At 62.8% G+C, this 17,306-nt stretch carries 16 protein-coding genes; 8 read left to right on the forward strand and 8 right to left on the reverse strand.

The features are described from left to right. The first annotated feature begins 192 nt into the window (after positions 1 to 192). Positions 193 to 840, forward strand: coding sequence for an alpha/beta hydrolase (locus JQ575_RS00595; RefSeq protein WP_074829094.1), 648 nt, complete (start codon positions 193 to 195; stop codon positions 838 to 840). Between the two features lie 222 nt (positions 841 to 1,062). Here JQ575_RS00595 and JQ575_RS00600 read toward each other — a convergent pair whose 3' ends face one another. From JQ575_RS00600 to JQ575_RS00610, 3 genes are all read right to left on the reverse strand, one after another. After that, positions 1,063 to 1,386, reverse strand: a complete 324-nt coding sequence (locus tag JQ575_RS00600; protein WP_212031336.1) for a multidrug efflux SMR transporter — start codon at positions 1,384 to 1,386, stop codon at positions 1,063 to 1,065. Between the two features lie 2 nt (positions 1,387 to 1,388). Beyond that, positions 1,389 to 2,066 (reverse strand): glutathione S-transferase family protein, encoded by a 678-nt coding sequence (locus tag JQ575_RS00605; RefSeq protein ID WP_212031337.1) that lies wholly within the window; start codon positions 2,064 to 2,066, stop codon positions 1,389 to 1,391. A 118-nt stretch (positions 2,067 to 2,184) separates the two neighbouring features. Beyond that, positions 2,185 to 3,288 (reverse strand): anhydro-N-acetylmuramic acid kinase, encoded by a 1,104-nt coding sequence (locus tag JQ575_RS00610; RefSeq protein ID WP_212031338.1) that lies wholly within the window; start codon positions 3,286 to 3,288, stop codon positions 2,185 to 2,187. A 176-nt stretch (positions 3,289 to 3,464) separates the two neighbouring features. On the opposite strand from JQ575_RS00610, the gene tyrS reads away from it, so the two are divergent. Together tyrS and JQ575_RS00620 are read left to right on the forward strand one after the other, a co-directional pair. Beyond that, positions 3,465 to 4,718: a tyrosine--tRNA ligase gene (gene tyrS / locus JQ575_RS00615; RefSeq protein WP_212031339.1), complete on the forward strand. Its 1,254-nt coding sequence runs from the start codon at positions 3,465 to 3,467 to the stop codon at positions 4,716 to 4,718. Positions 4,719 to 4,774: 56 nt separating this feature from the next. Continuing rightward, positions 4,775 to 6,022 carry an MFS transporter gene (locus JQ575_RS00620; protein WP_249166368.1) on the forward strand — a complete coding sequence of 416 codons (1,248 nt, stop codon included), beginning with the start codon at positions 4,775 to 4,777 and terminating at the stop codon, positions 6,020 to 6,022. 28 nt (positions 6,023 to 6,050) lie between these two features. Here the strand turns inward: JQ575_RS00620 and JQ575_RS00625 are convergent, their stop codons facing one another. The 3 genes from JQ575_RS00625 to JQ575_RS00635 form a co-directional block, all read right to left on the reverse strand. Next, complete coding sequence (locus tag JQ575_RS00625) at positions 6,051 to 6,341, reverse strand: GlsB/YeaQ/YmgE family stress response membrane protein (RefSeq protein WP_211994952.1); 291 nt, start codon at positions 6,339 to 6,341, stop codon at positions 6,051 to 6,053. Between the two features lie 129 nt (positions 6,342 to 6,470). After that, positions 6,471 to 6,785: a hypothetical protein gene (locus JQ575_RS00630; protein WP_192739493.1), complete on the reverse strand. Its 315-nt coding sequence runs from the start codon at positions 6,783 to 6,785 to the stop codon at positions 6,471 to 6,473. A gap of 110 nt (positions 6,786 to 6,895) precedes the next feature. After that, the gene (locus JQ575_RS00635) at positions 6,896 to 8,104 is read right to left on the reverse strand and encodes a sensor histidine kinase (RefSeq protein ID WP_212031587.1); all 1,209 of its coding nucleotides are present in this window, start codon (positions 8,102 to 8,104) and stop codon (positions 6,896 to 6,898) included. Between the two features lie 242 nt (positions 8,105 to 8,346). Between JQ575_RS00635 and JQ575_RS00640 the strand changes: the two genes are divergently transcribed. The 3 genes from JQ575_RS00640 to JQ575_RS00650 all read left to right on the forward strand — a co-directional run bounded on the left by JQ575_RS00640 (position 8,347) and on the right by JQ575_RS00650 (position 9,824). Continuing rightward, positions 8,347 to 8,514, forward strand: coding sequence for a hypothetical protein (locus tag JQ575_RS00640; protein WP_212031341.1), 168 nt, complete (start codon positions 8,347 to 8,349; stop codon positions 8,512 to 8,514). Between the two features lie 25 nt (positions 8,515 to 8,539). Next, positions 8,540 to 8,959 (forward strand): response regulator, encoded by a 420-nt coding sequence (locus tag JQ575_RS00645; protein WP_212031342.1) that lies wholly within the window; start codon positions 8,540 to 8,542, stop codon positions 8,957 to 8,959. A 103-nt stretch (positions 8,960 to 9,062) separates the two neighbouring features. Beyond that, positions 9,063 to 9,824, forward strand: a complete 762-nt coding sequence (locus JQ575_RS00650; protein ID WP_212031343.1) for a Crp/Fnr family transcriptional regulator — start codon at positions 9,063 to 9,065, stop codon at positions 9,822 to 9,824. An 8-nt stretch (positions 9,825 to 9,832) separates the two neighbouring features. On the opposite strand, the gene JQ575_RS00655 is transcribed toward JQ575_RS00650, so the two are convergent. Next, positions 9,833 to 10,936: a mandelate racemase/muconate lactonizing enzyme family protein gene (locus JQ575_RS00655; RefSeq protein WP_212031344.1), complete on the reverse strand. Its 1,104-nt coding sequence runs from the start codon at positions 10,934 to 10,936 to the stop codon at positions 9,833 to 9,835. A gap of 93 nt (positions 10,937 to 11,029) precedes the next feature. Further along, positions 11,030 to 14,770, reverse strand: coding sequence for a DUF3971 domain-containing protein (locus tag JQ575_RS00660; protein ID WP_212031345.1), 3,741 nt, complete (start codon positions 14,768 to 14,770; stop codon positions 11,030 to 11,032). 228 nt (positions 14,771 to 14,998) lie between these two features. Between JQ575_RS00660 and JQ575_RS00665 the strand changes: the two genes are divergently transcribed. Together JQ575_RS00665 and JQ575_RS00670 are read left to right on the forward strand one after the other, a co-directional pair. Beyond that, entirely contained in the window at positions 14,999 to 15,808 is an 810-nt protein-coding gene (locus JQ575_RS00665; RefSeq protein WP_212031588.1) for a peroxiredoxin, read from the forward strand. Between the two features lie 100 nt (positions 15,809 to 15,908). Beyond that, the gene (locus JQ575_RS00670; RefSeq protein ID WP_212031346.1) at positions 15,909 to 17,258 is read left to right on the forward strand and encodes a peptidoglycan DD-metalloendopeptidase family protein; all 1,350 of its coding nucleotides are present in this window, start codon (positions 15,909 to 15,911) and stop codon (positions 17,256 to 17,258) included. Positions 17,259 to 17,306: the final 48 nt, after the last annotated feature.

Consider the following 17,306-nt stretch of genomic DNA (forward strand, 5'->3'; position numbering starts at 1 on the left):
ACTTATCCCGGGCGCCGGATTCGCCTTGGCCCGGCCTCGAGCGCATAAAAACCTTGCTTTTTGCCCCTCGCCTCATGCTAGAACGCGGCCGACAGTTCACGGGGCGCCGCGCGCGCATCTCCCAAGCGACGCCTGATTGCCGTTTCTCCGCGGATCAATTCCGTCGCCAAGAAGCACTTCCAAGGATCATCCATGCCCGAAGTTATTTTCACCGGTCCCGCGGGCCGCCTCGAAGGCCGCTACCATCCGGCGAAGCAGAAGAACGCGCCGATCGCGATGATCCTGCACCCGCATCCGCAGTTTCACGGCACGATGAATCACCAGATCGTCTACCAGTGCTACTACGCGTTCGCGCATCGCGGCTTTTCCGTGCTGCGCTTCAATTTCCGCGGCGTCGGCCGCAGCCAGGGATCGTTCGACCACGGCACCGGCGAATTGTCGGATGCGGCGTCCGCGCTCGACTGGGCGCAGACCATCAATCCCGAAGCGCGCGCCTGCTGGGTTGCCGGCTTTTCGTTCGGCGCCTGGATCGGCATGCAGCTACTGATGCGCCGGCCCGAGGTCGAAGGTTTTATCTCGATCGCGCCGCCCGCCAACCTTTATGACTTCTCGTTCCTTGCGCCCTGCCCGTCGTCGGGCCTGATCGTGCATGGCGAAAAGGACGCGGTGGTGCCGCCGAAGGACGTCAACACGCTGGTCGAGAAGCTCAAGACGCAAAAGGGCATCGTGATCGACCAGCAGATCATTCCCGGCGCCAACCATTTCTTCGACGGCAAATTGCAGCCGCTGATGGAGACGGTGACCGGCTATCTCGACATGCGGCTCGCCAACGTCCGTTAACGCGGGCGGTTCCGGTGACCGCTTAGGCCGCAACGACGAAGAGATCGATCGCGACGCTCGCGAAGATGGCCGCGGATCTGTAGGTTGTAAGGTGGGTTAGGCGAAGCCGTAGCCCACCATCCAGTTTATCCCAGACACGTTTGTTTCGATTCGTAGTGGGCATCACGGAGCCTGTCATCGGGCGCGTTCGCGCGACCCGCTGGCTCCACCCACCCTACGCATTCATGCCAGCTTCAACGCCACGATCCCGGCCATGACCAGCACGATGCCGGCGATCTTCACCGGGTTGAGCGCTTCGCCGAACAGCAACACCCCCATCGTCAAGGTCCCGACCGCGCCGATGCCGGTCCACACCGTATAGGCGACACCGATCTCCAGCACCTGCAGCGCGCGGCCGAGCAGGAACACGAACGCCGCCAACAGCGCCAGCGAGGCGATGCTCCAGCCGAGCTTCGTGTAGCCGTCGGCGTATTTCATCGAGATCGCCCAGCCGACATCGAGTAGCCCGGCGGTAACCAGCGCGACCCAGGCGATCTGCGGCGACATGGCTACGCCGCCAGTTTCAGCATGTGCGCGTTATGGCGAACCAGAAACGCGTGCAGCAATTGCGGATAGTCGGTGCCGACGGCGTTGCGGACACTGTCCCGTATTGCCAGCTCCGTCCGCCATGCGCGCACCTTCGGCGTCTGTGCGAAGATCGAAAGGTCGATCAACTCGTCGAACACGTCGAAATAGCGGAAGATCGGCGCGAACACCGCATCCACGAGGCTGAATTTTTCGCCGGCGAAGAATGGACCCGACCCCAGCGCCTCCTCGACGCGCGCGAACTTCGCGGCTACCGCGACGCGTTTGGCTTCAAACACCGCGGCATCGCCTGTTGTCTCCAGTCCCCACAGCTCGCTCAGGATCGTCGACCCGAATTCCATCCAGGCCCGGTGCTGCGCCCGCCGCAAGGCATCCTGCGGGTGCAGTTTTGCACCCGCTTGCGTTTCCTCGATGTACTCGCAGATCACGTTGCTCTCGAACAGCGCCACCTCGCCCGCATCGCCGCGCACGATCAGCACCGGCACCTTGCCGGGCGGCGAAAGTTTTAAGAACCAGTCCGGCTTGTTGGCGAGGTCGATATCGACACGCTCGAACGGCACGCCCTTCTCGTTCAGCGCGATCACGGCGCGCTGCACATAGGGACAAAGCTTGTGGCTGATCAAAGTGAGTTTTGCCGTCATGACGACCTCCAAGGGCGAGGCCAAACGGCTCGCTTCATGCATCTGCATCAAACTAGATGCATCTGCATGAAGTCGTCAAGGTCGATGCAATTGCATCAACAGACCTTGATCCCGGCCGTTACGGCCTGGCCATGAGCCCCCCGGTCATCGGGATCGGCACCCCCGTGGTGGCGGGATAGCTCAGCGGCAGGCCCTTGAGCCCTCGCGCCGCCAGGAAGCCAAACGCCTGCGCCTCGATCGCATCCGAGGCCCAGCCGAGCCCATCCGCGGCTTCGACGGTGGCCGGCGCCAACCGATCGCGCAGCATCCGCAGCATGGTCAGGTTGCGGGCGCCGCCGCCGGCCACGATCCAGCTCTTCGGCACCTTCGGCAGCAACGGCACGATCCGGGCGATCGACGCGGCCGTGAACGCGGTCAGGGTCGCGGCGCCGTCCGCGGGCGACATCCCGTCAACCTTCAGCGCGGCAAAATCGTTGCGGTCGAGCGATTTGGGCGGCGGCTTGGCAAAGAACGGTAGCCCCAGCGCGCGGGCAATCCAGGCGTCATTGACCTTGCCTTGCGCGGCGGTCTGGCCTGCGGTGTCGAAGCGCTGGTTCAGGACGCGGTACATGTGGTCGTCGAGCAGCGCGTTGCCGGGCCCGGTGTCGCAGGCGATCAGCGTATCGGTCCCGTCGATATAGGTGATGTTGGAGACCCCGCCGATGTTAACCACGACGATCGGCCCCTCCCGTTCCAGCGATTGGGCCAGCGCGCGGTGATAGACCGGCACGAACGGCGCGCCCTGCCCGCCGGCGGCGACGTCGGCGGCGCGGAAATCATGCATGACGGGGATGTGGATCGCCTTGGCAAGGGCGGCGGCATCGCCGATCTGCACCGTCAATTTGCGCTCGGGCCGGTGCAGCACCGTCTGACCGTGAAAGCCGACGATGTCGATGTCCTGGGCGGAGATGCCGTGTTGCGCGGTAAAGGCGGCTACCGCCTCGGCATGGGCCAAAGTGACGGCCTGTTCAGCGTCCCGCAGGACGCCAGGCCGCGCATCGCGCTGCGGCAGGTTGACGGCCTCGTACAGCGCCTGGCGCAGCAGGCGGCGCTCCATTTCGCTGTAGGGACGATATCCGGATGGCCCAAAAGCCCGGACTTTCCGGCCATCGGTTTCGATCATGGCGACATCGACCCCGTCGAGCGAGGTGCCGCTCATCAAACCTATTGCCGTCAACATCATTGTAATCGTGCCTTCGCCACGCCCTGCTCGAATCGTCCCGCCGACGACGACCAGCTTGTGCCAAACACGGACATCTTATAATGCCACACCGCACGCGCTTGCGGCAGCCCAATCCGCTATGGTTCCGCAACTCGTTACAATTACCGTGAAAATAGAATGATCAGAGTCGCAGACCAATGACCGCATTTAAATCAGATTTCCTGAACATTTTACAGGAACGCGGCTTTATCCACCAATGTTCCGATTTCGACGGCCTCGACGCGCTCGCCGCGAAAGGCCAGGCGACCGCCTATGTCGGCTACGATTGTACCGCGCCGTCGCTGCACATCGGCAATTACCTGACCATGATGATGCTGCACTGGCTGCAGCAGAGCGGCAACAAGCCGATCACCCTGATGGGCGGCGGCACCACCATGGTCGGCGATCCCTCCGGCAAGGACGAGTCGCGCGCGATCCGCTCGATCGCGGAAATCGAGGCCAACAAGGCCTCGATCCGCGGCGTGTTCGCCAAAGTGCTGCGCTACGGCAACGGCGCCAGCGACGCCATCATGCTCGACAACGCCGAATGGCTGACCAAGCTGAACTGGATCGAAATGCTGCGCGACATCGGCCGGCATTTCTCGGTCAACCGCATGCTGACGATGGACTCGGTGCGCCTGCGGCTCGAACGCGAGCAGGAGATGAGCTTCATCGAGTTCAACTACATGGTCTGCCAGGCCTATGACTTCGTCGAGCTTGCGCGCCGCACCGGCTGCCGGCTGCAGATGGGCGGCTCCGACCAATGGGGCAACATCGTCAACGGCGTCGATCTCGGCCGCCGCATGGGCACGGAGCAGTTGTTCGCGCTGACCACGCCGCTGCTCACCACAGCCTCGGGCGCCAAGATGGGCAAGACGGCGCAAGGCGCGGTCTGGCTCAACGCCGACCAGTTCTCGCCGTACGACTTCTGGCAATACTGGCGCAACGTCGAGGACGCCGACGTCGTCAAATTCCTGAAACTGTTCACGATCCTGCCGATGAGCGAGATCAACAAGCTGGCGGCATTGCAAGGCGGCGAGATCAACGAGGCCAAGAAGGTGCTGGCGACCGAAGCGACCGCGCTGCTGCACGGCCGCGATGCCGCCAACACGTCAGCCGAAACCGCGCGGCAGACGTTTGAGGAAGGCGCGGTCTCGGAAAGCCTGCCCACGGTCGAAATTCCGCGTAACGAACTCGACGCCGGCATCGGCGTGCTCGCGGCATTCGTCAAGGCCGGCCTCGTCGCATCGAACGGCGAAGCGCGCCGCCAGATCAAGGGCGGCGGCCTTCGCGTCAATGATGCTGCCGTGACCGACGAGAAGATGGTCCTGAACGCTGATAATCTCACGCAGGAAGGCGTCATCAAGCTCTCGATGGGCAAGAAGAAGCACGTCCTGCTCAAGCCTGCATAGGCGTATTCGGTTTTGACGCTTGCGTGGGATTGCGGAAGCGCGCTCCCATGCTTTCCATGGATCAGAAGACGCCAGGAGGAGACGCGCTTGCAACGCCGCCAAAACCGGCGCGCACGGCTCTCAATGTGCTGGCGCTGTGTTTTGCGCTGTCGGTGGTCGGCCGCGGCCTCGGCGAGAGTTTTACGGTTTTCCTGAAACCGATCGCGGAGAGTTTCGCCTGGGACCGCGCCGAAGTGGTTTCGGTCTATTCGCTGACCTGGCTCGCGGGCGGGCTCATGGCGCCGTTCGTCGGCCGGCTGTTCGACCGCTCCGGGCCGCGCCTCGTCTATGCGCTCGGATTGTTGCTGCTCGGCGGCTCGTTCCTGGTCGCCTCCCGCGCGCAGGCGCTGTGGCAATTCCAGCTCTCCACCGGATTGTGCGTCGGCATCGGAATCGCGCTGATCGGCGTGGTGCCGAATTCGATCCTGCTCGGCCGCTGGTTCGGCCCGCGATTGCCGACCGCGATGGCGATCCTCTATTCGGCGACCGGTGCAGGCATCCTGGTGCTGCTGCCGGCCTCGCAACTGCTGATCGACCGCATCGGCTGGCGCGACGCCTATCACTGGTTCGGCATCGTGGTGCTGTGTCTGTTGCTGCCGCTGCTGCTGATGCCGTGGCGGCTGTTCGCGACCGGCTCGCCGCATGTGGTCAAGAAGACCGACGACGGCTTTGTCGATGATGGCTGGACGCTGAAGAGCGCGATGCTCCACCACGTCTTCTGGGCGCTGTTCTCGACCTTCTTTTTCACCGCGGTGGCGATGTACGCCATCACGGCGCAGATCGTGGCGTATCTGATCGACGCCGGCTTCCCGCCCCTGGAGGCGGCCACCGCCTGGGGATTTTCCGGCGTGGTGCTGCTGTTCGGCATGCTCGGGATCTCGACGCTCGACGGCATCATCGGCCGCAGGCCGTCGGTGCTGTTCAGCTACGGCATTTCGATTGTCGGAATCATCCTGCTCTGGCTGCTGCAATATTATCCGAACTACTGGCTGCTGACCGGCTTCATCATCTCCTTCGGCAGCATGATCGGTTCGCGCGGGCCGCTGATCACCGCGACCGCGCTGAACATTTTCCGCGGCAAGCGGGTCGGCACCATCTTCGGCACGATTTCGATCGGCAGCGGTCTCGGATCAGGGCTGGGCTCATGGGCCGGCGGCCTGATCCATGACTGGACCCACAGCTACAACGCGCTGTTCGTGTTCGCGCTGGTCAACGTGGTGCTGGGATTGATCCCGTTCCTGGTCGTGCCGGCGCTGCGGCGCTGACGATACAATCCAGGCGGCGCAATTGTCATTATGGGCGCCACCAGCTCCTTCGCCATCGGCCGCCACCACGAACCAACCGCACGACGACGAGTAGCAATATCGCGCCGATGGTCGCATTGATGATTGCGCTGATGATTCCGGTGCCGAGATGAATGCCGAGCTGCGGCAACAGCCAACTTCCGATAAAGGCGCCCACAATCCCGATAAGGAGATCGCCGACGATCCCAAAACCAGTCCCCTGCACGATTTGGCCCGCGAGCCAGCCGGCCACGAGACCGACAAACAAGATGACCAGCAAACTCTCGCCCGACATATGCATATCGTCACCTCATCGGTTGGCCGCAGCGCCAGCATTGCAGGCTGGTCCGCATCTGCCTGTATCAGATCGATCATGCCCGACCGCACAAAGTCGGCCGGGCAGATCTTCCTTGGTCATTTGTAGCGTGGCTCAGTAGCGACCGCCGCCGACACCAATGCTCACGCCGGGCGCATGAATTCCAATACCGGGTCCGCGCTCTTCATAGCCGCGGCGCTCGATATAGCGCTCGCGCGGCGCATAGCCATACGAGTCGCGAGACTCGCGAAGGATGACGCGGCGCTCCCCGCGCTCACGCCAGCAACGGCCGTCTTCGTCGCAAACCATGCGTACGTTCTGAATATGGCTGTCCGATGCGACCGGGCCAATGGAAAGCGGAGCCGCCGAGGCAGCAGTGGCAAACAACGCCGCAGCGCCGGCTGCGAGCGCGAGGGTGAGCGTTTTCATAATTTCTCCGGGGTTGATGTGTCAGGAGACCAATAGGCCGCTGGCCCTTTGGTTCCTGCGACATCTTCACGTGTTCTGCCTGGATCGAACAGCGCGAGAGGCGAAGCAATCTATTCTTTGACTTGGGGAAGGATAGGCAGGTCCAGCAGGAAATGTGCCCCTTTGGGATTTCCGGAGGTGAACGTCAGGTGGCCTTGAAGTTGCCGCACCATGCCGACGATCACCTTGAACCCCAGACTGGTTTGCGGCTGATCAATGTCGAAGCCGTCCGGAAGGCCGACGCCATGGTCGGAAACCTCGACATGAAGATGTTGGTCGATTTCCCGCGCACTGACCTCGATAACGCCACCGCCTTCGGGGTAGGCGTATTTCACCGCGTTTGTAACGAGTTCGTTGATCAGGAGCCCCAATGGAATGGCATGGTCAGCCGAAAGCAGCATTGGGTCGGCATGGCAGTGCAGCGTATGGCCATCCGTCGTACCTTGCAGCTTTTTGCAAAGCTCGTTCATGAAGTCTACGAGTTCGACAAAACCGACGTGCGAACTACGCCATAGATGATCATGCACCTGGGCGATGGTGTCGACGCGCAGGCTTGCATCCTCAAGCGCATTTCTGACATCCGGGGATAGAGCCGTACGGGCCTGGACGCGCAGCAATCCGACCACGGAAGTTAGACTGTTCTTGACGCGGTGGCTCATCTCTCGCGTCAGCAGCGCCTGGTGCTCAAGTGCCTCCTGCAGTTTGGCGTCCGCCTGCTGACGTTCGATGGCGACGCCGAGCAGGCCAGCAAAGCCGGCCAGAAAGTCGGCATCCGCCTCGTCAAACTGGCCGGGATCGGCGCTATCGACCTCCAATACGCCGAAGAACGTTTTGCCCTCCCCGCCCTTTTCGATCAGCACGTTGATCGCGCGCCTGACGCCGTGATCCTTCAGGAGCTGGGGTGTCCGGAAACGGGTCTCCACCTCCAGGTGATTCGAGATAACCGTGGCCCCGGTTTGGTAGGCGTATCCGGCCGGCGATCCGAGATCGGCGGTGAGCGAAACGCTATCGATGGTATCGAAGTCCCAGCCGACGCCGGCGCGCACCCTCAGGTGGTCTTCCTCCGGCACATATTCCAAGACTTTGGCGAATCGTGTCTGAAGCCCGTCGGCGCAAAGCTCCGTGGCCCGCTGCAGGATTTGTCGGTAGTCGCGGGTTTGCATGGCGATGCGGCCGAACTCGCCGAGCAGGGATTGCTGCCGAAGTCGGTATGGAAGCTCGTCCCGATCAGGCGATTCTGCAGGAAACTTGAATGGTTCCTGAACTGCGTCAGACGGCATATGCAATCGCGGACCTCCCGAGCACGGCCTTCGCCAGGGATCAGTTCAGATTTCAGCCAGTGCTTTCAGAGCATTATGGCAGCCCGGCGTTCGTCAGTCTGAGCAAAACAGCTCACTTCAACGCCCGGTGCGTGAGCGCCCGCTCCGGCAGCATCACGAATACGTGGGTCATGGTCTGTGGTGTGGACCACCGACAGCACGAAAGGCGGTGTGCCATCACTCACACCTTCCAGGAGGTGCGCATGCCCGATTCCGACAGCGACCGAAAGCGCGACCTAGAGTGCCTGCGCCTGGCATCGGACCTCATTGAACTCGCATCCATGTCGCTCACCCCGGCATTGAAGGCCCAGTGTCTGCGGATGGCAGCCGAATTGACCGAGCAGGCGAATCAGGGACACGGCAGCCAGTAGCCCGCTTTGGAAAGTTCCCGTCAATATGGCTGCAGAATTGCCCAGCAAATCACTGACCATCGTTCTGATCGTAGAGGACGACACACTGCTGCGGATGTGTGTCGCAGAGATTGTTGAGGAAGCAGGCTTTGCAGTCATTGAAGCTGCTGATGCAGACGCGGCGATGGCCCTGCTGGAATCCCGCTTAGACATTGCGTTGCTGCTCACAGATATCGACATGCCCGGCAGCATGAACGGATTGCAATTGGCCCACGCGGTGCGCAACCGCTGGCCGCCAATCAAAATTCTCGTCGTATCGGGACAAGTGCGGCTACAGCCCTTCGAACTTCCGCAGGACAGCTGCTTTCTCGCAAAGCCTTACCAGACTGCGGCGCTGGTCGAGGCGCTGTGTACCCTGGCGCCTCCCTTGGGCCATCCCTATCGGGAACCCAGCAATGTCCACTGAGCTGTTTTGCTCAGACTTGAGCCGCTTATTAGTGCAAATCTGATCCGCCAATCGCCGTGCCTAAAATCGGTCCGAAGCCCTCGGATCATCACGGCCATCAGCGATGCCCCAGGCGCAAATGGATTATGACCCGCGAAGCAATCAACTGCTCGGCGCCCTGGAGCCAGACAGCCGCAGGCGAATAGATTCCCACCTCGAGCCGATCGATTTCGAGCTCGAAGAGATGGTCTGCGATGCCGGCGGTCTGCTCAAACACGCCTATTTTCCGCAAGGCTCGGTTCTGTCGCTATTGACCGTTCTGGAGAATGGCGCCGCCATCGAGACGGCCAACATCGGACGCGAAGGTGCGTTCGGCCTGTTTGCAGCCATGTATAGCCGTGTCTCGTTCAACCGCTGTCTCGTGCAACTCCCGGGTCATACGGTTCGCTGCCCGATCGAGCTATTGCAACACGAATTCAAAAATAGCGAACACGTGCGCGACCTGTTCGTTAGTTACTCGGAGACCCTGCTTTCCCAGGTTCAGCAGACGGTTGCCTGCAATTCCATGCACACGACGGAAGAGCGAATGTGCAGGTGGTTGTTGATGATGCACGACCGCGCCGGCGGTGAAGCGCTGCCTTACACCCACGAGTTTCTTTCGCATATGCTCGGCGCGAACCGGAAATCCGTAACGCTTGCCGCACAGTCGATGCAGACCGCCGGTCTCATCCATTATCGCCGCGGCACCATCCAGGTACTCGACCGGGCGGGCCTGGAGAAGGCGTCATGCGAATGTTACGCCATCGTCAAGGAGCGCTTCGATGCGTTCCTGACGCCGCCTTCGACAGCGGTACAGGGCCACAACAAGGGCCGCACGGCCGGGTGAAGCACCCGCTACACACGATACCGCTCCATGACCGCGCGGTCCGGCTCGTAACCGAGCCCCGGCCCTTCCGGCACCGCGACCGCGCCATCGGCGCCGACGTCGATCGCACCGCGCCACAGGCACGCGGCACGGTTCATGTAAAAGAACTCGACGAAGGTCTTGTCGTCACGCAGCGACAGCAATTGCAGCGTCGCCAGAAGGCCCGGGCCGAAATAGGGCGAATGCGGCGCCAGCCTGACGCCCCTTTCGTCGGCCAGATCAACCACCTTCAGATATTCGGTGATGCCGCCGACCTTGGTGACCGAGGGCTGCGCGTAGCCGACCGCACCCGCATCCATCATCTGGCGGAATTGATTGATGGTGCAGGCGTTCTCGCCGGCGGCGATATCGAGCCCGCCCTTCGTGCGGGTCTCCGCCAGCGCGGCAAAATCCTCCGGCGGCCACACCGGCTCTTCCAGAAACATCGGCGCGGCCGCCTTGCATTCATGCGCGAAGGCGATCGCTTCCGCCGACGTCATCGGGCAGTTCATATCGACCATCAGCGGGATGCCGTCGCCGATCGCGCGCCGCGCGGCGAATACCGCGGGCGACGTCGTCTCATGAAGCTTGATGGCGGTGTAACCCCGCCGCAGCGCCGTCTCGCATTCGCTGGCGACGAGATCCGGTGTTCCGATCCGCAGCAGGCTGGCATAGGCCGGAATCCGCGCCCGTTTGCGCGTACCCAACAGGCGGTGAAGCGGGACGCCCTGCGCGCGGGCCGCAAGATCCCACAACGCGATATCGAGGGCGGATATCGCGAACATCGTGATGCCGTAGCGGCCGAACAGATGCAGATTGCGCTGGATACGATCCATGAAGGCGGGAATGTCAATGGCGTCAGGAACCTCGAGACCCCGCGCCTGCGGCGCAATCATTTCATCGATGGCGGTGGCACTGGATCGCGGGCACACATAGCTGAAGGCATCACCCCAGCCGGTCAGTCCCGCATCGGTCGAGACCTCGACAAGAACGATTTCGAGCGCCGATATCGCCGAGGCGCCCTGCTTGAAGCTCGCCACGCCGGCGTCATAGGGGATGCGGATGTGATGCGCACGGACGTTGGTGATCTGCATGACGCCAGCCTCCCGTTTTTTTGAAAGCTGGCGCGGGACGATGCCGATCGGCCAGATCAATCGCTGATGGCTAAATCCCTAGCAGCTCACGCCCTAATTGTTGGTCGGCGGGAATTCGATCGGGTTGTTCTGCTTGCCGGTGTTGAATTCGAAAATCTTGCGCAGCACGCCGGGCGCCATCGCTGAAATCGGATTGACGCGCAGCACCGGCGCGGCCGGCGTGCCGACGACCTCATAGGTGACGCCGATCAGGCCCTCATTGCTGCCGCCGCCAAGGAACAGGCCGAGCACGGGAATCTGGCCGAACATGTTGTTGAGCCCGTACATCGGAACGAAGGTCCCGCTCATGCGTACGGAGTTGCCGATATAATCGAGCGTGCCTTCGATGGTGGCACCGATGGTCGGGCCCTTCACGACGCCGTCCCGGATCGTGAGGTGTCCGCTCTGCCGGGTGAATTCCGCGCGCAACGCCGAGAACGACACGCCGTTCTGCCCGCCTGTCGGTGCGCCCGCCGCCGCGCGCTCCAGTTCAGGGACGCCTTTGACGGAGAAGTCGCGGATATTGATCAGGCCATCCTTGGCTGATGGTTCGACCGTCGGCGGCTCCATCGCGAGCGAGAGCTGACCGCCGAAGACCTTCGAGTTGGTATCGGTGAAGCGGAGGAACGCCCCGGCGTCATTGGTCTGCAGAATGATCAGGTCACGCCCCTGCCCCTGCACGCGCCCCCGCAAATCGGCGGTCACCGGCGTATCGCGCCCGACCTTGCCGGTCATCGCAAACGTCTTGATGACGCCATTGCGCCGGGACATCTTGGCATCGACGCTGCGCAGCGCCTCGCCATTGTGGCCGGCGACCGCGCCGAGCTTGACGTCGATGTCCAGATCGATGTTCTTGGTCTTCTTGGCGTCGGCTTCCTTGCCTGAGATCGCCGATTTGAGGAAGCCGCGGCCGTCGAACACGTCGCCGCGCATTGTCACCTTCACGACGCCATCGGCATTGCGTTCGGCTTTCAGCGAGGTCTTGTCGCCTTCCGACGGCGAGTAGGTCGGGAAGTTCGCGGTCATCAGCTCGCCATTCGCGTCGACTTCCAGCGAGCCCTTGATCGAGACGCCGCCGCCGTCGACGACGATGTCCTGGAACAGCGTCGACTGCTCCTTTTTCACGACGCTGAACGTCGCCTTGCCGGACCTGCCCGGCACCTTGACCCAACCCGGCAGGATGTTGTCGAGCCGGAGCGCGGTGAGATCGGCCTCGATGCCGACGCGGGCGTCGTTATCGCCGATCTTGCCGATCAGCTTGATCGGGATCGCGCCGCTGACGGCCGGACCGAGATCCAGCCCAAGCCGCGCGCGGCTGGCGTCATCCAGCGTCGCCGACAGCCTGATATCGGCGTCGCCCTCGTTCGGCTTGCGATAGTCCAGCGACGCCTGCTGGCCGTTGATCTTGACGTCCCCCCTGACCTGATAGCCGTTGTTGTTGGCAACGACCTTCAGCGTGTTGGCCTCCAGCTTCTGGTTCATCACCAGCTTGTCGATGGAAACCCCACCGAGATCGGCGGTCACAGCGTAAGTCGTGTCGGCCTTGGTCAGCACGCCCTTGACCGGCATACCGAGCATGATGTTAGCCGTCACCGTTCCCTTGCTCGCGTTCGGATCGATGAAATTGGCGGAGACGTCGCTGAGGCGATCGGATGCCAGGATCTCGGCCGCGGCCGCAATGGTTCCATCCATGCGGAATTTCACCTTCGACGGCGATGGCTTCGGCGCCATGTCCGGCACCTCGAAGACGAAATCCGAAATGGTGACCTTGCGACCGGCCGGCGTATCGGCGATGCCCTGGCCAATGTTGACGGTGGCGGTGCGACCCGTCACCCGTGCCTTCAGGTCGGCGTCGCGCACGACCGGCATGTCATCGACGGGGCGCACCGTCACGCCCGTCGCCGTGATATTGACCGCCAGGCCGTCGTCGGGAATCGGCGGGCCTTTGCGCGACAAATTTCGCACCGGCGAATTGACGCCGACCTCGATGCGCTGGAGCGTGCCGCGTTCGATCCGCTCGATCACCCATTCGCGCACTTCCGGCACGATCAGGACCGGCCACATCCGTTTGAGCGCGGCGGCCGACATCGGCGTACCGGCAAAGCCAAGCTGGAGCCGCGCCTCACCGGAATAATCGACGCTGCCGGTTCCGGCGACGCCGATCTCGCCATTGCTGATATCTGCCTGCGTCAGCAGAAAGCGCTTCCTGTCGGTGTCGAAACGCATGCCGATCGCGATGCGATTAAAGATCAGCGGCTGTTCGCCCTCATTGCCGGCGAGCACGATGGTGCCGCCGCTCAACCCGGCCTGCCATTCGGTGGTGGTTCCATTCGGCGGCTCCAGATGGCCGAGCAGCGTGACCCGGTTGGCACCGGAAATGATCTTGAACGGGGCGACCAGCACACGCCGCGCGGAATCCCATTCGACGTTCATTTCCGCCGCATCGATCGCCATCGGATAATCGGGCGTATCGCTGTCGATGATGTGGCCGGCACCGGCGGTAAGCTTGCCGCGGAAATAGGTCGGCAGGCCATCGCGGCCGAGTTCGCCTTTCAGTTCACCCGACAGCGGCAGGTTTGCACTGTAGGTGAGATCCTTGACCCGCATCGCCAGCAGAATATTGGCCGTCGGCACCTTGTCGGCACGCAGATCGACCGAGCGTACGCCGTTGGTCGGCGGCCCGATCACCGCCCGCAGCGACCATGGTCGCGCGCCCTCCTCGCCCACGCTCAGCGCCACGCCACCGGCGCTCGGCCGGCGAAGGCTCATGCTGATATTGTCGAAGGTCCATTTGTTGCCGCGCTGTTGGTCGTCGACGACCAGATTGCCGTTCTTCAAGCCGATCTCGTTGAGATTTTGTCCGTCGAGACCGGTCAGGCTCAGGCTGTCGAGCCAATCGAGGCCGGCCAGCAATCCGTTCTGTGCCGTCTCGGGCGCCGGCGTGCCAGGGGGCGGTGCCGGCCGCGGGAATGTGGGCGCCAGGCCAGCGTCGCGCTTCGAGGCTACGCCGGTCGCCAATGGTTTGGCCGTGTCACCAGCGGATACCGTCACCTGGCCATCCGGTGTGATTCGTACCGCGAGTTCGGCATCGACCAGATTGAGGCTCTCGGCGCGAAGCCGCCCCATCAACAATGCGGTGCCGGATAATCTCACCTCGGCTTTCGGGGCGCTTGCGACAATCGCCTGCTCGCGGTCCCTGACCACGATGTCGCGGATACGCACCGCGATTCTAATTTTGCCGGCGCGCTCGATTTGCGTGCCACCGACCTCGACCGTATTGCCGTGCCCGATATTTTCCTCGATCGCCTTCGCAAGCCAGGGCGTCGCCAGGTCGAGATTGATCGGGCCGGCGCCGAGCCGCCACCAAAGCCCGCCGAAGCAGCTCGCAAAGATCACGACCAGCACCGCAATCACGACCGATAGGCGCTTGATCCAACGTTCGCCGGTGATCCATCGGTTCAGCGCCGAAACATTGTCGCTAAACCGGTGAAAACGGGAATTGGAACGGGACAATAGCCGCCGCGCGCGGTGGCCCGCCGCCTCATCCTGGTCGGTATCCCAGCCGGCCTCGTCATCCCATTGCGAGATTTGAACCTCAGCACGCGGATTCGCCCCATGGCGCCCAAGATCTTGGCGCCCCGAACCCTGGGGTCCGGAACCTTTGAGCCCAGAACCTTGGAGCCCAGGACTTTGGGGCGAACTATTCCTACCCATTGCCTCTCGGTGCTGGCGTTGAGGTTGATCGTCGCCGCAGGCGCGCCCATCGATCTGTATCGAGCGCTCCCGTGCCGGCATCGCTGCCAATCCTCGATTAATACTGTTACTCGTAGCCCAGCCCAAGGACTCAATCGCCGACTTGATCAAACGGGCCGTCAACGAGCGGACGGGTGGTGCGTCGAATTCCTTGTAACCATACTCCGAGGTCATCAAACTTGCCCAGCAGCCGGAGCGAATCCGATAGGCCGGGACAAGACCCGCAATACCCTATTGGTTGATCCGCCGAAAGCGACGAAAGGAAGGCGTATGTCCAAGAAAACGCGCAAGAAATCCTCCAAGGGATCCGCAAAGACACCCGCAAAGACACCTGCCAAGTCACCCGCGAAGACGCCTGCCAAGAAATCCGCCCACAAAACGATCCCGGCGAAGGCAGCCCGCAGTGGCTCGAAAGCTCCAGTCAAAACGCCCGCGGCCAAGGCCGGCAAGGTGGTGGCGAAGAAGTCCGGCACGGCAGCCAAGGGCGTTTTGACCAAAGAATCCCACAAGCCGGCGTCGAAATCGTTAAAATCCAAGCCATTGACGGCACCGAAGCCGGATTTGACGTCCATTCCCGAGGCGGCCGCGAAGCCGGACAGCAAACCAGGCTTGGTCTCGGGTCGGGTTGAAGGCGCCAAAGCGCCGAGCTTCCGGCTGCCCCGGGACGGCGGTGACAGTGTGTCCCTGGCCGACTACGCCGGGCGGAAACTGGTGCTGTTCTTCTACCCCCGCGCCGACACCCCCGGCTGCACCAGGGAGGCGATCGATTTCACCCGCCTGAAGGACGCCTTCGCCGAAAGCGGAACGGCGGTGCTCGGCATCTCCGCCGATACCGTGAAGGCCCAGGAGTCCTTTCGCGACAAGCACCAGCTCTCGATTGCTCTGATTTCGGATGAAAAACACGAGATGCTAGAGGCCTATGGCGCCTGGGGCGAAAAATCCATGTATGGCAGGACCTTCCTCGGGATTCTTCGGACTACCGTTCTGATCGGTAAAGACGGCAAGATCGCCAAAATCTGGCGCAATGTGCGGGTCGATGGCCACGCCGACGAGGTATTGGCCGCAGCGCAAGGATTATAGTTTTCCAGTTCCATTTCCCAAAAATTAACCATGAGTGGGTCAAATCGGCCTCGCAAATTGAGCCGTACGGAACCCCTGTCCGACCGGCGCGGGAGAGCCGATGTCGTACCGTTCCGGTCATCATTCCGAGTACCACCAGCACCATCATCCCCATGACAGCCGGGCGCGACGTCCCGCGGCGCAGGCCGCGGCACTCCCCCCGGCCAATGACGGCTATGCCATTGTCCATGCCGGCAAGCAGGTGCGGTTCAGGCCCGTGGTGTTCTGGATCGTCGTCGGCACGGTCGTCGTGCTCGGAATGTGGTCGGCGGCGACCGCCACCTATTTCGCCTTTCGCGACGACGTCCTGACCCGGCTGATCGCCCGCCAGGCCGAGATGCAATACGCCTATGAAGACCGCATCGCCGAGTTGCGCGCCAAGGTCGATCGCACCACCAGCCGCCAATTGCTCGACCAGGAACAGTTCGACCAGAAGCTCGACCAGATCATGAAGCGCCAGACCGCGCTGGAATCCCGCGCCACCGCACTCGGCTCCATTCCGGACAGCACGGCCACCGGATCGATCCGGCCGCCGGCCCGCGGCGCCGCCGCCGATACCCCCGCTTCCGGGACACCGAAGCCCAGCCCGATCAGCGACACCGTGATCTTTGTGGCGCCGCCGGATCGTGAAGCCCGTCTGGAGTCGCGCGCACCGGTCGTCGTCAAGCAGCAAGCCAACCAGTACGCCAAGGTTCAGGGCGTCGACAACGTCCTGGTCCGCCTGCAGACCTCGCTCGACCAGGTTGAGCGGCGCCAGATGGCGGCGCTGAGCTCGGTCGAAGACAGCATGGAATCGCGCGTCCGCCGGATGCGCGGCGTGTTCACCGATCTCGGCCTCGACATGGCACAACTCGAAGCCGCGACGCCACGTTCGGGCGTCGGCGGTCCCTTCGTTCCGGTGAAGCTTGGGGCCGATGCCGGTCCGTTCGAGCGCCAGCTCAACCGGATCAACGCCACCCGTGCCCAGGTCGAGCGGCTCAACCGCACGCTCGCCCTGGTGCCCTATCGCAAACCCGTCGTCGGCGAGGTCGAGTTCACCTCCGGCTTCGGCGTTCGCAGCGATCCTTTCCTCGGCCGGCCGGCGATGCATACCGGCCTCGATTTCCGCGCTGCGACCGGCGATCCCGTGCGCGCGACCGCGAACGGCAAAGTGGCTTCATCGGGATGGATGGGCGGCTATGGCCGCATGGTCGAGATCGACCACGGCAATGGGCTGTCGACCCGCTACGGCCATCTGTCGGAGATCCACGTCAGGGTCGGCGACGTCGTCAAGATCGGACAGGTGATCGGTGCGGTCGGCTCAACCGGCCGCTCGACCGGTCCGCATCTGCATTACGAAACACGGATCGACGGCGACGCGGTCGATCCGCAGAAGTTTTTGCGGGCCGGCGTGCGGCTCAGCTCAGGCTAGACAGAAAATCCCGAAAACAACCCCATGCACAGTTAGGATCGAATACGG

Origin of the sequence: Bradyrhizobium sp. JYMT SZCCT0428 (assembly GCF_018131075.1) — a bacterium.
Classification (GTDB): domain Bacteria; phylum Pseudomonadota; class Alphaproteobacteria; order Rhizobiales; family Xanthobacteraceae; genus Bradyrhizobium.